This is a genomic window from Curtobacterium sp. PhB137, from assembly GCF_003814955.1.
Taxonomy (GTDB): domain Bacteria; phylum Actinomycetota; class Actinomycetes; order Actinomycetales; family Microbacteriaceae; genus Curtobacterium.
In genome coordinates, this window is the sequence record NZ_RKQO01000010.1 from 87,133 (window position 1) to 99,958 (window position 12,826).

General features: G+C 65.8%; 15 protein-coding genes. All 15 read left to right on the forward strand.

Annotated elements, in window-relative coordinates:
- Positions 1–10: 10 nt before the first annotated feature.
- The 15 genes from EDF28_RS17775 to EDF28_RS17845 all read left to right on the forward strand — a co-directional run bounded on the left by EDF28_RS17775 (position 11) and on the right by EDF28_RS17845 (position 12,821).
- On the forward strand, positions 11–1,327 hold the full coding sequence (locus EDF28_RS17775) for a DUF935 domain-containing protein (RefSeq protein WP_260155079.1): 1,317 nt from the start codon (positions 11–13) through the stop codon (positions 1,325–1,327).
- Positions 1,324–2,577 carry a head maturation protease, ClpP-related gene (locus EDF28_RS17780; protein WP_123939237.1) on the forward strand — a complete coding sequence of 418 codons (1,254 nt, stop codon included), beginning with the start codon at positions 1,324–1,326 and terminating at the stop codon, positions 2,575–2,577. Before EDF28_RS17775 ends, EDF28_RS17780 begins: the two co-directional genes overlap by 4 nt.
- A gap of 2 nt (positions 2,578–2,579) precedes the next feature.
- Positions 2,580–2,936, forward strand: a complete 357-nt coding sequence (locus EDF28_RS17785; RefSeq protein WP_123939238.1) for a capsid cement protein — start codon at positions 2,580–2,582, stop codon at positions 2,934–2,936.
- A gap of 14 nt (positions 2,937–2,950) precedes the next feature.
- Complete coding sequence (locus EDF28_RS17790) at positions 2,951–3,862, forward strand: hypothetical protein (protein ID WP_123939239.1); 912 nt, start codon at positions 2,951–2,953, stop codon at positions 3,860–3,862.
- 2 nt (positions 3,863–3,864) lie between these two features.
- Positions 3,865–4,083 carry a hypothetical protein gene (locus EDF28_RS17795; protein WP_123939240.1) on the forward strand — a complete coding sequence of 73 codons (219 nt, stop codon included), beginning with the start codon at positions 3,865–3,867 and terminating at the stop codon, positions 4,081–4,083.
- 15 nt (positions 4,084–4,098) lie between these two features.
- On the forward strand, positions 4,099–4,557 hold the full coding sequence (locus EDF28_RS17800; protein WP_123939241.1) for a hypothetical protein: 459 nt from the start codon (positions 4,099–4,101) through the stop codon (positions 4,555–4,557).
- Entirely contained in the window at positions 4,557–4,871 is a 315-nt protein-coding gene (locus tag EDF28_RS17805) for a hypothetical protein (RefSeq protein ID WP_123939242.1), read from the forward strand. Before EDF28_RS17800 ends, EDF28_RS17805 begins: the two co-directional genes overlap by 1 nt.
- 3 nt (positions 4,872–4,874) lie before the next feature.
- Positions 4,875–5,108, forward strand: coding sequence for a hypothetical protein (locus EDF28_RS17810; RefSeq protein ID WP_123939243.1), 234 nt, complete (start codon positions 4,875–4,877; stop codon positions 5,106–5,108).
- Complete coding sequence (locus tag EDF28_RS17815) at positions 5,108–5,419, forward strand: hypothetical protein (RefSeq protein ID WP_123672309.1); 312 nt, start codon at positions 5,108–5,110, stop codon at positions 5,417–5,419. Before EDF28_RS17810 ends, EDF28_RS17815 begins: the two co-directional genes overlap by 1 nt.
- Positions 5,416–5,784 carry a hypothetical protein gene (locus tag EDF28_RS17820; RefSeq protein WP_123939244.1) on the forward strand — a complete coding sequence of 123 codons (369 nt, stop codon included), beginning with the start codon at positions 5,416–5,418 and terminating at the stop codon, positions 5,782–5,784. The genes EDF28_RS17815 and EDF28_RS17820 overlap by 4 nt, the downstream gene beginning before the upstream one ends.
- 71 nt (positions 5,785–5,855) lie before the next feature.
- The gene (locus EDF28_RS17825) at positions 5,856–6,482 is read left to right on the forward strand and encodes a hypothetical protein (RefSeq protein ID WP_123939245.1); all 627 of its coding nucleotides are present in this window, start codon (positions 5,856–5,858) and stop codon (positions 6,480–6,482) included.
- A gap of 99 nt (positions 6,483–6,581) precedes the next feature.
- On the forward strand, positions 6,582–6,911 hold the full coding sequence (locus EDF28_RS17830; RefSeq protein ID WP_123939246.1) for a hypothetical protein: 330 nt from the start codon (positions 6,582–6,584) through the stop codon (positions 6,909–6,911).
- 65 nt (positions 6,912–6,976) lie between these two features.
- Entirely contained in the window at positions 6,977–7,399 is a 423-nt protein-coding gene (locus EDF28_RS17835; protein WP_123939247.1) for a hypothetical protein, read from the forward strand.
- A gap of 54 nt (positions 7,400–7,453) precedes the next feature.
- Complete coding sequence (locus EDF28_RS17840) at positions 7,454–11,752, forward strand: phage tail tape measure protein (protein WP_123939248.1); 4,299 nt, start codon at positions 7,454–7,456, stop codon at positions 11,750–11,752.
- Between the two features lie 13 nt (positions 11,753–11,765).
- Positions 11,766–12,821 carry a phage distal tail protein gene (locus tag EDF28_RS17845; protein ID WP_123939249.1) on the forward strand — a complete coding sequence of 352 codons (1,056 nt, stop codon included), beginning with the start codon at positions 11,766–11,768 and terminating at the stop codon, positions 12,819–12,821.
- Positions 12,822–12,826 lie beyond the last annotated feature (5 nt).

The window sequence follows — 12,826 nt, forward strand, 5'->3', positions numbered from 1 at the left end:
GGGAACACACATGCCCGAGATGGGACCTGTGCCGAAGGGCGAGAAGGGGTACCAGAACGAGGCCAGCGGTTTCGGTGCGGGCTGGTGGAACGCGCTCGACGTGAACGAGGAGACGTCGGAGCTGCAGTGGCCGGCGAACATCGGCACGTACGACAAGATGCGCCGGCAGGATGCGCAGGTCATCCAGGTTCTGCGGGCGGTGCAGCTGCCGATCCGGCGGACGCAGTGGCGCATCGACCCGAACGGTGCTGACGAGAAGGTCGTCGAGCACGTCGCGAACGACCTGGGTCTTCCTGTGCAGGGTCAGCCGAAGCGGACGATCACGCGGATGCGGAACCGGTTCGACTGGAACCAGCACCTTCGCCTCGCGTTGACGTCGCAGGTGTTCGGGCACTCGTTCTTCGAGCAGGTGTACGACGTCCGCGACGGGCAGGCGCACCTGTCGAAGCTGGGGTGGCGTCCCCCGCGGACGATCACGAAGGTCGATGTCGCCGCTGACGGTGGGCTCATCGCGATTCACCAGGGCGGCGTGACGGGAGCGACCGCGGACATCAAGATACCGACGGACCGTCTGGTCGCGTACGTGAACGACCGTGAGGGCGGCAACTGGCTCGGCCAGTCGCTGCTGCGGCCGGCGTACAAGTTCTGGCTGCTGAAGGACCTGCTCCTGCGGGTGCAGGCGCAGTCGATCGACCGGAACGGCATGGGGTTCCCCGTGTACAAGTCGGCGCCGGTCGACGCCTCGGTGCAGGGCGATGATCGCACTTCACGTGAGCAGGCGCAGATCGATCAGGGGCAGGAGATCGCCTCTGGGATGCGCGCGGGTGAGAACTCGGGCGCTTCCCTTCCGAACGGTGCTGACTTGAAGCTCCTCGGAGTGGAGGGCACCCTGCCGGATGCGACGGTGCCGATCAAGTACTACGACGAGCAGATCGGGAAAGCTGTCCTCGCGAACTTCCTCAGCCTCGGCGGGGACCAGTCGACGGGGTCGTACGCGCTCGGTGACACGTTCCAGGACTTCTTCACCCTGTCGCTGCAGACCGTGGCGTTGGACATCGCGAACACCACGACGCAGCACGTCATCGAGGACATCGTCGACCTGAACTACGGGACTGACGTGCAGGCACCCCGGCTCGTGTTCGACGAGATCGGGTCGAAGCATCCGGTGACGGCGCAGGCGATCTACCAGCTGGTGCAGGTCGGGGCGCTCGTCATGGACGAACCGCTCGAGGAATACCTGCGGACGACGTACAACCTGCCCCCGATCGATCCGACCACTCGCCGGCAGGTTCCGACGACGACGAACGCGCCTGAGGAGGCTGCATGAACGCCAACGAGCGTCAGTCGAACAGATACTGGGGTAGCGCCCCCATGCCGAAGGCGAAGACGGAGTTTTTCAACGCGGTCACGACGCCAGCACCCACGGGTGACGGATCGGTCGCGACGATCCGCATGTACGGCCCGATCGACAGCTGGGGCGGGTTCTGGGGCATCTCGACGAAGGACATGGGTCAGGTTCTCGATGCCCTTCCTGATTCGGTGTCGCGGATCATCCTCCGCATCAACTCTCCCGGCGGTGAGGTGTTCGAGGGTGTCTCCATCCTCAACATGCTCCGAGCGCACAAGGCGTCCGTGACGGCCGTGGTCGACGGTCTCGCCGCTTCGGCGGCGTCGGTCATCGCAGCTGGCGCCGATGACACGGTGATGTCTCCCGGCACGCAGATGATGATCCACTCCCCGTGGATTTTCGCGATCGGGAACGCCGTCGATCTGCGGAAGCAGGCCGACGTGCTCGACACCATCGAGTCGTCGCTGGTTGAGATCTACACGGCGAAGGCGGGCGAGCAGGACTGGACGTCACTGCTGGCCGACGACACGTGGCTGAACGCTGCAGACGCAGTCGAGCTCGGTCTCGCGGACCGCATCGCGGTAGTCCCCGACGCCGGTGAGACGGAGACCGTGGGCGAAGCCGAAGAGGTCATCGTCATCCCCGACGAGGACGCGGAGGACGCTGCGGCGTCGCTGATCGTCCGAGTCAACGCGCGGGCAACCGCGCGCCAGAAGCTCCCGAGCTCGTCCGAGCCGGGTCACCCCAACCGAAAGGAGGACGTCGTGTCCTACGACGCCCTGAAGGCTGGAATCCGTGAGCGGCTCGGCATGACCGACGCCTCCGCCTCTGACGAGCAGCTGATCGCTGGACTCGACGAGGCCCTCGCTGAGACCGCAGAACCCACCACCGCCGCGCCGATCCCCGAGGGCACCACCCTCGTGGAGAACAGCGTCCTCGACAACCTGCGCGCTGACGCTGCTGCTGGCCGCGAGGCCCGCAACCAGCAGATCGCAGACCGGCGTGAGGCGAAGGTCACCGCCGCGATCGAGCAGGGGAAGATCGCTCCCGCTCGCGCCGACCACTGGCGTGCGGCTCTCGCCGCCGATGAGGACGGTGCCACCGAGACGCTGAACAGCCTCGCGACCGACCTCGTCGTCCCGACTGCCGCTCTCGGCGTTACGGGCGGGGTCAACGAGTCGTCCGACGAGGACGTCGTCTTCTCGAAGATCTTCCCGAAGGAGTCCTGATCATGGCCCAGTACCTCCCGATCCACCGCCCGGGCGACACCGTCACGTTCGACGTGACGACCGCCGTGACCGGTGGCACGCCCGTCGAGGTCGGCACCGCTGACCGTTCCGTCGCACCTGCCGCCGCCGCTTCCGCGAAGTACGTCGGTGTCGCCGGCCACGACGCGGCCGTCGGCGACAAGGTCACCGTCGAGGTGTCCAAGGTCATCCACGAACTCAAGGCGGTCGGCGCGGTCACCCGCGGTGCCCGCGTCGAGATCGCTGCTGGGGGCGTCCGCACCCTGGCATCTGGCACCGCCATCGGCGTGGCCCTCACGTCCGCTGCTGACGGTGCTCCCGTCCAGGTGCTCCAGGTCTAGGAAGGACCCCTCAGATGAAGACCTACCCCTTCACCCCGAGCCAGCTGGCCGCGGCATCCGCCACGGACCTCCTGGCGTTCATCAAGTCCCCGACGCTCGTCGCGCGGCGCCTGAGCGAGATCCTGACTGCTCAGCAGTTCCTGGGTCTGTTCCTCCTCTCGGGGCGGTACACGATCACCGGTGGCGCTCTCGCGGTCCCGACGAACGAGAAGTTCCGCACGCAGCGTTCCGCTGCGACCGTCGCGCCGGGTGCTGAGTACAAGCTCACCCCGCTGTCGTCCGAGCAGTACGAGGTGTACACCTCGCAGAAGGAGGGCATCGCGACGGAGGTCACGGACGAGGAAGTCGGCCGCAGCCTCCGCCAGCCCATCGACGACGCGCTGACGTTCCTGCAGACCGAGCTCGTGTTCGACAGCAACGACCTCGCGCTCGGCGTGATCCAGTCGTCGATCACGAACACTGTCGCCGCTGGGTCCACGTGGACCACGGGCAAGCAGATCCTGAAGGACGCCCTGCGTGTTCAGGCTGCTGCTCGTCGTCAGAAGCTGGGCTTCGCGGTCGACACCGTCGTCCTGAACGGTGAGCAGTACGCGGAGGTCATCCCCGAACTGCTCGACGTCCTCCCGGACAACGACGACACCGCCCGCAGCGGTGACTTCCCGACGATCGCCGGCCTCACGTGGGTGTCGTCCGACGACGACGGGTTCACCGACCCGCTGTTCCTCGACCGCCGCCGCCTCGGTGGCATCGCCCGTGAGCAGATCCCGTCGCCGGAGTACCGCCAGGTTGGCGGCGACACCGGTGTGGAGATCGCGCCGATCCGTGAGCCGAAGTCGGACAAGACCCGACTGCAGGCCCGCAACGTGCACGTGCCCGTCGTGACGAACCCGAACGCCGGGTTCTTCCTCACCGGAACGGGGGCCTGAACATGACGGAGTACATCGCATCGGTCCCCGCCGTGAAGGTCGCCATCGGCGCCGTCGACGGCAACAAGGTCGCGCACATCATCCGGCTCGGTTCGCCCGTGCCGGAAGGTGTCGGCCAGGAGCAGCTGAACTCGCTCGTCCGCCGCGGTCTGATCAAGGCCGTCGAACCGGTCGTCGAGGTCAAGCAGAAGCCGGCTCGTTCGTCGAGCACGGTTCAGTAGTGGGAGGGGCCGCGCATGGCTGACGAGACCGCATGGGCCGAGCCCAGTGACATCGCCGCCGTGTGGCGGCCCCTCACCACCGCAGAGGAGACACGCGCCGAAGGGCTCATCGAGACCGTTTCGCGTGCGATCCGTCGGGAGTGGCCCGACGTGGAGGCACGCCTCACCGCTGGGACGCTCAGCGCGGATGACGTCACGGACGTGATCGTGTGGACGGTCCTCCCGATCCTCGCTCCCGGTGTCGCGATCCCGTTGAACGCGAAGTCGTACCAAGAGACCTCAGGCTCCGAGTCCCGGTCGATCACGTTCTCGGACGCTTCGGGGACCCAGTTCCTCGAGTTCCTTCCGTGGATGGTCCGCGTGTTCGAGGGCGGCGCGAACGGGGCGAAGCCGGTCACGGCGCTCCCCCGGTTCAGCTCCCCACGGTCGCAGGTGAACCGGGCGTTTCCGTACCTGTCTGGTTGGGAGCGCTGATGCACTCCGAGACCGTCACGATCAAACGCACCACCGAGGGTGAACCCGACGAAGACGGCGTCCCCACGAAGACCACGCTTGAGCAGGACATCGAACGCTGCACGGTCGATCCGACTGGCACGAAAGAGTCCGTCGGGCAGAACGACATCGTCACCGGCCGGTGGCTGGTGTCCACCGAAGACCCGCAGGACTGGGTGCAAGCCGCCGACACCGTCGTCTGGCGTGACAACACCTACGAGGTCGACGGAAAACCACAGACCTACTTCGGCGTGCTCCCGCACACGGAGTTCGTGATCACCGAGACGAAGGGCTGACGGATGTCGGACAAGATCAGCGTGAACGGCAACGAGTACCGGCTCGAGGACGCGGTGCGTCTGGGCCTGGTGGAGCCGAAGCACACTCCTGATGTGGGCGTGGTCCCGTCGGAGGCGTGGACGGTCCCGGAGATCGAGGTGTGGGCTGACGCTCACGGCATCGATCTGGCGGGGGCGAAGACGAAGGCGGAGAAGCTGGCTGTCATCGCGGACTTCGAGTACGCGGCACCCAGCTGATGCCGAAGGTCGTCATCGGCCGGGGGATCATCGATCAGGCGGTCCGGAACCCCGTGGTGCGGAAGGCGATGCGGGACAAGGCGGACCGGATCTTGCCGCGTGCGCAACGGCTGGCGTACTCGGCTGGTGCGAAGCAGTTCGGTGACTCGCTCCGTGTGGAGGAGGGCACGCGTCCTGGCACGAAGGCGAACGGCGGGTACAAGCGTCCGTTCGCTCGTGTGATCGCGACGTCTGCTGATGCGACCCAGGTGGAGCACGGCGACGTTGGGGTGTCGAAGCAGGCGATCCTGCGGAGAGCGATGGGCGCATGAACGTGTACGGGGTGTGGCCCAACGTGGAGCGTGTGCTTCTCGCCTACTTGAAGCAGGAGACGGGCGCTGCGACGTACACGGAGACCCCCTCCAACCTCGAGACCGTAGCTCCCGTCATCGTCGTGGAGCGGATCCCTGGCGGGTTCGGCCGCGACTACGAGAAGACGTTCCACGTCGACTTGACGGTGTTCGCGAAGACCCGCGGCGCCGTGTGGGATCTCGTCCAGAAAGTCGAAGTCGCGATGGTCCGCTGCAACCTCTTCGACGAGGTCCGCGAGGCCGACGCGTTCGGGAACGTCGCGTACTCGAATGCGGCGCTGCGTCGTGCTGTCGGCACGTACGAGCTCGACGCGCGCCCCCAGTAGCCGCTCACCAACACACTCATCATCCATCAGCCGTCCGCACGTCGGGCGGCTTTGTCGTTCAAGGAGAACGCATGCCTGACGTGATTGGCCAGCTGGCCAACGACAACCGCAACGTCCACAAGTGGGGTACCACGATCCTCGCGATCGCTGACTACTCCACTGCGATCCCGGAGGCGTTCATCGCCGCAGACGGGAAGCCGATCGCTCTGCCCACCGGCTACAAGAACATGGGCTACATCACCACCGACGGCATCTCGCACTCGTACGACGTGTCGTCGGACGAGACGAACATGCTGCAGACCACGCAGTCGGTCCGGTCGGACGTCACGTCGGAGACGCACACCTTCCAGGTGGCGTTCGGTGAGACGAACGGGTGGACGAAGGCGCTGGCGTACAAGCAGCCCGTGTCGGAGTGGCCGTCGGACAAGAACGCGGCGTGGATCTACGACGAGACGTCGGGTGAGTACCCGTACTACCGGGCGATCACCCTGTCGCAGGACGGTGTCGGCGACTCCGCCGTGTACCGCGTGGAGGCCGCGTACCGCATCAAGGTCACCGACATCGACGACCGGGCGCTGAACCGTTCCGACGTCGAAGAGGTGAACCGCACCTTCACGATCTACGAGGACCCGGTGGTCGGGAAGTCGTACACGGAGGCTCAGACCGCTGCCGGCGGTGTCGTCGTTTCCGGCGGCTGACCCTCCCCCAAGACCAGGTGGCGGCGTCGTTTGGTGAGCTGCGCCGCCGCCACCTGTTACCCCTGCTCACGAGCTCACCAAGCTCACTAGGAGACCAGCATGACCAGCAAGGCTGACAAGAACCGTCGCACGTCGTACACCCTCGCCGCCGCTCGGCGGAAGGTCGAGGAGTCCGTCGGTGGCGACAACATCGAGATCTTCGTGGAAGAGGGTGGTGAGCCGTTCTACCTGCCCCACCCGTACTTCTACGACACCGCCACGAAGAAGGCGCTGAAGGGCGCCGACGACGAGGACGAGTCCGCTCAGGGCCGCATCCTCCTCGGTGATGAGCAGTACGAGAAGTTCATCGAGCAGGGCGGCACCGACGAGGGCATCAACCTCGTGATGATCGCTGTCGGTCAGGACCTGAAGGACTCGCAGGGAAACTGACGGGGGTAGACCTCGACGAGTTCGACCTCGAGATCGCGGACCGGCCGGCGACGCACCCTGTTGCTGTGCAGGTCCGCGCTGAGGCGATGCTGCAACTCCTCGGTGACCATCAGGGTCCCGGGGATGCTGCACTGCAGTCGACGTACGCGCCGCGGGATCCGTTGGCGGAGTACTTGCAGGGGCGCATCAGCACCCGGCAGCTGCGGGTCCTTGTCGAGGGTCTACCCACCGATTCAGCGTTCCACCGTGCCCATCGGGACACGGACTGGCAGGACTCCGACTGGATCGCGCGGGACACGAACTCGATCATGCGGGTGCTGCTGTACACGGTGCAGTCGGCGCTGTCGAAGTCGGCTGTCCCGAAGCCGGACCTGCTGCCCGCTCCTGTCGTGGAGCCGACCGAGCAGGACGAAGCAGACGCCGAGTACTTGGCGCAACAGCGGGCCGAGATGGCCGTCGTTGAGGCGGGCTGGTTCGTCAACAACTAGACATTGGAGTGCGTTGTGGCCGGTTCAGCTGTGTGGCTCGATGTGCTCCCGTCAATGTCGAAGTTCGCATCGACGATGTCGAAGCAGGCAGGTACCGCGGCGAAGACCGCGGGCCTGTCTGCTGGCCGTCAGTTCTCGGCTGGTGTCGCAGCTGGCGGGTCGACTTCGGCGGCGAAGACGCTGGTGTCGGAGCTCGAGGTCGCGTCGAAGCGCGCAGCGAAGGCAATCCAGTCGGAGAAGGTCGCGATCGCGAAGGCCCGGTCGGAGGAGAAGTCTGCCGCTGTTGGTGTGCAGGCGGCTGAGGCTCGTCTCGCTGAGCAGCGGAAGAAGTACACGGCGTCGTCGTCGCAGGCGTTGAAGGCGGAGCAGCAACTCACGTCGGCGCGTGGGAAGCAGCAGCTCGCCGGCATGAAGGTTGTTGCGGTTGAGGATCAGCTGAAGGCTGCGTTCAACGAGCAGAAGACCGTGACCGGGCAGTTGTCGGCTGCGCAGGCGCAGGGGTCGAAGCAGACCGCGTTGATGCAGTCCCGGTTCGGCCGGCTTGCTGCTGCTGGCGCTCCCCTGTCTTCCGGGCTGGGGAAGGTCGCTGCGGGCGCGAAGAACGTCGCGGCGACTGCTCTGGCGACGTTGAAGCCTCTCGCGGGGATGGCTGCCGGGTTCGGCGCGATCATCGGCGTCGGGCAGGTCATCAAGCTCGGCAACGAGTACACGGCGACAATGAACGAGCTGCAGGCTGTCGCGAACCTCACCGGTAAGCAGATGGTGGAAGTGGGCCGCACGGCCCGCCAGCTCGGTTCTGATCTCACGCTTCCCGCGACGTCCGGTAAGGACGCTGCGGACATCATGCTCGAGCTCGCCAAGGGTGGTCTCTCTGCCCGTGACGCGATGGAAGCGGCGAAGGGCACCATCCAGCTTGCGGCTGCCGCGCAGGTGTCTGGTGGTCGTGCCGCGGAGATTCAGGCGAACTCTCTGAACCAGTTCGGTCTCGCCGCGAAGGACGCGGCGATGGTCGCGGATGTTCTCGCGAACACGGCGAACGCTGCAGCTGGTGGTGTCGACGACATCGCGACGTCAATGAAGTACGTCGGACCCGTCGCGAACACGCTCGGCATCAGCCTGTCCGACACGGCGTCGGCGATCGGGATCCTCGCGAACAACGGCCTGAAGGGTGACACGGCGGGTACTGCTCTCCGGGGGATGCTCGCGTCCCTGGCGCGGCCGTCGAAGCAGGCGCAGAAGGCTGTCGACGCCCTGAACCTGTCGGTCTTCGATCAGCAGGGCAAGTTCGTGGGTCTCCGCGCGGTCATTGAGTCGCTTGCGGAAGCGCGGAAGACGATGACGCAGGAGGACTTCGCTGCTCAGTCGGTCCTCGCGTTCGGCCGTGAACCGCTCGCTGCGGTCGCTGCGCTTGCGAAGACCGGTGCGACGAACTTCGACGCGATGGCTGGCGCTGTGACCCGTCAGGGTGGTGCTGCTGCTGTGGCGCAGTCGAAGATGAAGGGTCTCGGCGGTGCGATGGACAAGCTGCAGTCGCAGCTTGAAGACGTCGCGCTTGGCATCTACCAGACCGTGTCTCCGGCGCTCGAGGGCATCGCGAACTCTGCTGCAGCTGGCCTTGATGGTGCCGGTGACAAGGTCACGAAGTTCCTCGGCATCGCTGGTGGGCTCGGGAAGCTCGCGTTCACCGGGAAGGTGTCCGCGCCGATCTCCGGGATTGACCCTGCGGTCGTGTCGGGCGTGCAGGCTGCCCGAACGGTCATCGTGGGGGCGTTCCGCGACATCTCGTCGTTCGTGACGTCGAGCCTGGTGCCGTCGGTGAAGAACCTTGCCGCTGCGCTCGGTCCGACTGCGACGATCATGGCGGGCGCGTTCGTTGGTGCGTTCCGTGCTGCTGCGTTCCTCCTCGCAAACGTGATCGGCCCTGCACTGGTCGGTGTCACGGGCTTCATGCGTGCGAACAAAGTCGCCACCACAGTCCTCGTGGGCGCGCTGGGCGGCCTGGTCCTGGCCTACAAGGCCTGGATCATCCAGCAGAAGATCGCAGAAGCCGGCGGGTTCGCCACGTGGGCCAAGAAGATCAAGGTCGTCGCAGCCGCGATGAAGCTGTGGTCTTTCGCCACGTGGCTCGTGAAGGGCGCGCAGCAGGCCCTGAACTTCGTGATGAACCAGAACCCGATCGTGAAGATCGTGACGCTGATCGGTCTGCTCGTCGCCGGGTTCATCTGGGCGTACAAGAACATCGGCTGGTTCAAGACCGGTGTCGACGCTGTCTGGGCGGGCATCAAGACGGGCGTGAAGGCCGTCGGTGACGCCGCCGTATGGCTGTGGCAGAAGGTGTTCGTCCCCGCGTGGAGCGGCATCGCCACCGCGGCGCAGTGGGCGTGGAGCACGATCCTGAAGCCCGCATTCGACGGCATCATGGCCGCAGTCCGGTTCGTGGGCGCCGTCTTCACCTGGTGGTGGAAGAACATCGTCACCCCGGTCTTCAACGGCATCGCTGCGGTCGTTCGTTGGTTCTGGAACACCGCGTCCGCGATCTTCGATCTCGTCGTCGCGATGGTGAAGACGGTCGTCGCGCCGGCATTCATGTGGTTCCGGGACTCCGTGGTGAAGCCCGTCTTCGCGTGGATCCAGTCCGCCATCGGCATCTGGTGGGGCGTCGTGTCCGGAATCTTCAACCGGGTCGTCAGCTTCGTTCGAACCGTCCTTGGAGCCGTGTTCACATGGTTCCGGGACTCGGTCATCCGTCCGGTGTTCGCGTGGATCAAGCAGGCAATCTCCATCTGGTGGGGTGTCGTCAGCGGCATCTTCCGCACCGTCGTCGGCTTCATCCGGAACACCCTCGGCGCAGCGTTCACGTGGCTGTACCGCAACGCGATCAAGCCCGCATGGGACGGCATCAAGACAGCGATCAAGTCGGTGTGGGACTGGCTGAAGCCGGTCTTCGACAAGCTCGCTGACGTCGCGAAGAACACGATCCCGTCTGCGTTCACGACGATGAAGAACGGCATCGCGAAGGCGTGGGAGGCTGTCAAGTCGGCCGCGAAGGCACCGATCAAGTTCGTCGTCGAGACGGTCGTGAACAAGGCCCTCATCGGCAACTTCAACAAGGTCGCTGGGTTCTTCGGGACGAAGAAGATCGACAAGGTCAGCCTGCCTGACGGGTTCGCCCGTGGTGGTGTGATCCCGGGCTACCAGGCTGCGAAGCGTGACGACGTGATGACGCCGATGCGTCGCGGTGAAGGTGTCCTCGTTCCCGAGGTCGTGCGCGGTCTCGGGCCGTCCACGATCCACGCGCTGAACGCCGCCGGCAACTCCGGTGGTGCCTCCGCTGTCCGCCAGATGACGGGCTACGCGAAGGGCGGTGTCGTCAAGAAGAACTCCGGTTCGGACGGCGGCAACGGGAACGGGCTCCTCGCGGGTGCGAAGGCTGCCTGGTCGTGGACGAAGGGTGCTGCGGGGAAAGCGTGGGACTGGACGAAGAACGCCGCGGAGACCGCGTCGCAAGTCGTCTCGGATCCCATGGGGACTCTTGGGAAGCTCGTGAAGTCCGTGATCGGGAACATCCCCGGTTCGGGCGGCATGGTCGACGCTGCAGCGGGCATGGGGAACAAGCTCCTGTCGGGCGCCGTGTCCGTGTTGAAGAACATGGGCGGCGGCGATGTTGGGAACTTCGGTGGGAACGGGAAGAACGGGCAGCTGCCGAAGTCGGCGCTGTCGAAGGTCACCGGGTTCACGGGTGGTTCTGGTGTCGGTCCGATCGGCGGGTATCTCCGGAAGGCTGCTGCTGTCGCGTGGGAGGCGATGCAGCGGGCGTTCGGTGGTGGCCTGTCGTTGACGGAGGGTTACCGGGATCTCGCGAACCAGCAGAAGCGGTACGCGATGTACCGGGCTGGCGGGAACCTCGCAGCGACCCCGGGCTCGTCGGTGCACGGGCTGGGTAACGCGGCGGACGTCGGTGGTGGTTCGCAGGCGTGGATGCGTTCGAACGGTCCCCGCTTCGGCTGGTACCCGACGGGCCTGTCGTTCTCGCAGCGTGAGCCGTGGCACTTCGAGTACAAGGGCCGTCCTTCGGGCGGGGGGATGGCTGCTGGCGGCATTGTCGGCGGTCTGACTCCGACGTTGTACGACAAGGGCGGTGTGCTCCCCCAGGGGCTGTCTCTGGTGCAGAACAACCTCCGCGACCCGGAGGTGGCGCTGCCGATGCAGACGCTGCGGGAGATCGTCTCGACCGAGAGCGGCGGCGGCGGCGGCAACACGTACGCGCCGGTGTTCCACAACGCGGATCGTGGCGCTGTCCGCGAGTTCGAGTCGTGGGTGCACAAGAAGGAAGTCATGACTGGCGGACGCTGATCGGAGGCATCTTGTGGCAGCACTGATCAGCGGCGGTCAGCCGTCCCTCGAGATCACGAACGTGATCGACGGCGGCGGGCCGGCGGACGAGTTCGTCGACATCCTCGACGGCAACGGATTCACCGGGCCTGACTTCCCGACGACTCCGCCCGTCATCGTGCGGGAAGACACACGCCGGATCTGGCTCGAGTCGATGGACGGGTCCCTCGTGGTCCCGTTGAACGTTGACGTGGATCGGATCCTGAAGGCGGGGGCGACTGGTCTGCAGTTGCCCCCGCTGGACGTGGTGACGATCAAGACGCCGGGGATGCCGGGGTCGTCGTTGCAGGAAGTGAACGTCGACGAGCGGGAAGTGTTCCTACCGTTGAAGTTCGCGTCCGACACGTCCCATGTGGAGTTCATGGAGAAGCTGACGGAGCTCCGTGGGCTGATCGCACCGATGTGGGATCTCGTGGACGTGGGTGACACGGGCACGTTCCGCCTCGGGGTGTCGTCGGTGAACGGGGAACGGCTCCTCGACGTCGTCTACAAGGACGGTTGGACGGGTGAGCATGGTGGGTCTGCTGGTGGGGCACGGTTCGAGAACTTCGGGCTGACGCTCCTCGCGGTGGATCCGTTCTTCCACGCCCGCGAGTACACGTCGTTCACGTACGGCATCGCTGACGGGGAAGTGTTCCTCTCCACCACGGACGACAACGTGTGGCCCCGTGCGATCTCCGCTTCGGTGACGATCGGCAACGGCATGCAGATGGCCGTGCAGGGTGATGTGCCGGCGTGGGTGGAAGTCCTCGTCGATGGGCCAGCGACGATCGCGGAACTCAGCTTCCCTGGCACGAAAATGGTGATGACGTCGGCGGTCGCTGATGGTGCGGAACTGGTATTGGTCACGGATCCTCGCCGCCGGTCTGCTCGTCTTGGCGGGCAGGTGGCGTGGCCGTACATCTCCCCCACTTCAACGTTCGCGCCGCTCCGTCCGGGCATGAACCGGGTGAACGTGCAGCTCGGCTCGTCGGGTGCGGACACGTCGATGACGGTCCGGTGGCTCGAGAAGTACATGTCGGCGTTCTGATCTTG

What these genes read in the sequence shown, in the direction of transcription:
- EDF28_RS17775 (WP_260155079.1), top strand. Translation starts at nt 11, where the DNA reads ATGCCCGAGATGGGACCTGTGCCGAAGGGCGAGAAGGGGTACCAGAAC.
- EDF28_RS17780 (WP_123939237.1), top strand. Translation starts at nt 1,324, where the DNA reads ATGAACGCCAACGAGCGTCAGTCGAACAGATACTGGGGTAGCGCCCCC.
- EDF28_RS17785 (WP_123939238.1), top strand. Translation starts at nt 2,580, where the DNA reads ATGGCCCAGTACCTCCCGATCCACCGCCCGGGCGACACCGTCACGTTC.
- EDF28_RS17790 (WP_123939239.1), top strand. Translation starts at nt 2,951, where the DNA reads ATGAAGACCTACCCCTTCACCCCGAGCCAGCTGGCCGCGGCATCCGCC.
- EDF28_RS17795 (WP_123939240.1), top strand. Translation starts at nt 3,865, where the DNA reads ATGACGGAGTACATCGCATCGGTCCCCGCCGTGAAGGTCGCCATCGGC.
- EDF28_RS17800 (WP_123939241.1), top strand. Translation starts at nt 4,099, where the DNA reads ATGGCTGACGAGACCGCATGGGCCGAGCCCAGTGACATCGCCGCCGTG.
- EDF28_RS17805 (WP_123939242.1), top strand. Translation starts at nt 4,557, where the DNA reads ATGCACTCCGAGACCGTCACGATCAAACGCACCACCGAGGGTGAACCC.
- EDF28_RS17810 (WP_123939243.1), top strand. Translation starts at nt 4,875, where the DNA reads ATGTCGGACAAGATCAGCGTGAACGGCAACGAGTACCGGCTCGAGGAC.
- EDF28_RS17815 (WP_123672309.1), top strand. Translation starts at nt 5,108, where the DNA reads ATGCCGAAGGTCGTCATCGGCCGGGGGATCATCGATCAGGCGGTCCGG.
- EDF28_RS17820 (WP_123939244.1), top strand. Translation starts at nt 5,416, where the DNA reads ATGAACGTGTACGGGGTGTGGCCCAACGTGGAGCGTGTGCTTCTCGCC.
- EDF28_RS17825 (WP_123939245.1), top strand. Translation starts at nt 5,856, where the DNA reads ATGCCTGACGTGATTGGCCAGCTGGCCAACGACAACCGCAACGTCCAC.
- EDF28_RS17830 (WP_123939246.1), top strand. Translation starts at nt 6,582, where the DNA reads ATGACCAGCAAGGCTGACAAGAACCGTCGCACGTCGTACACCCTCGCC.
- EDF28_RS17840 (WP_123939248.1), top strand. Translation starts at nt 7,454, where the DNA reads ATGTCGAAGTTCGCATCGACGATGTCGAAGCAGGCAGGTACCGCGGCG.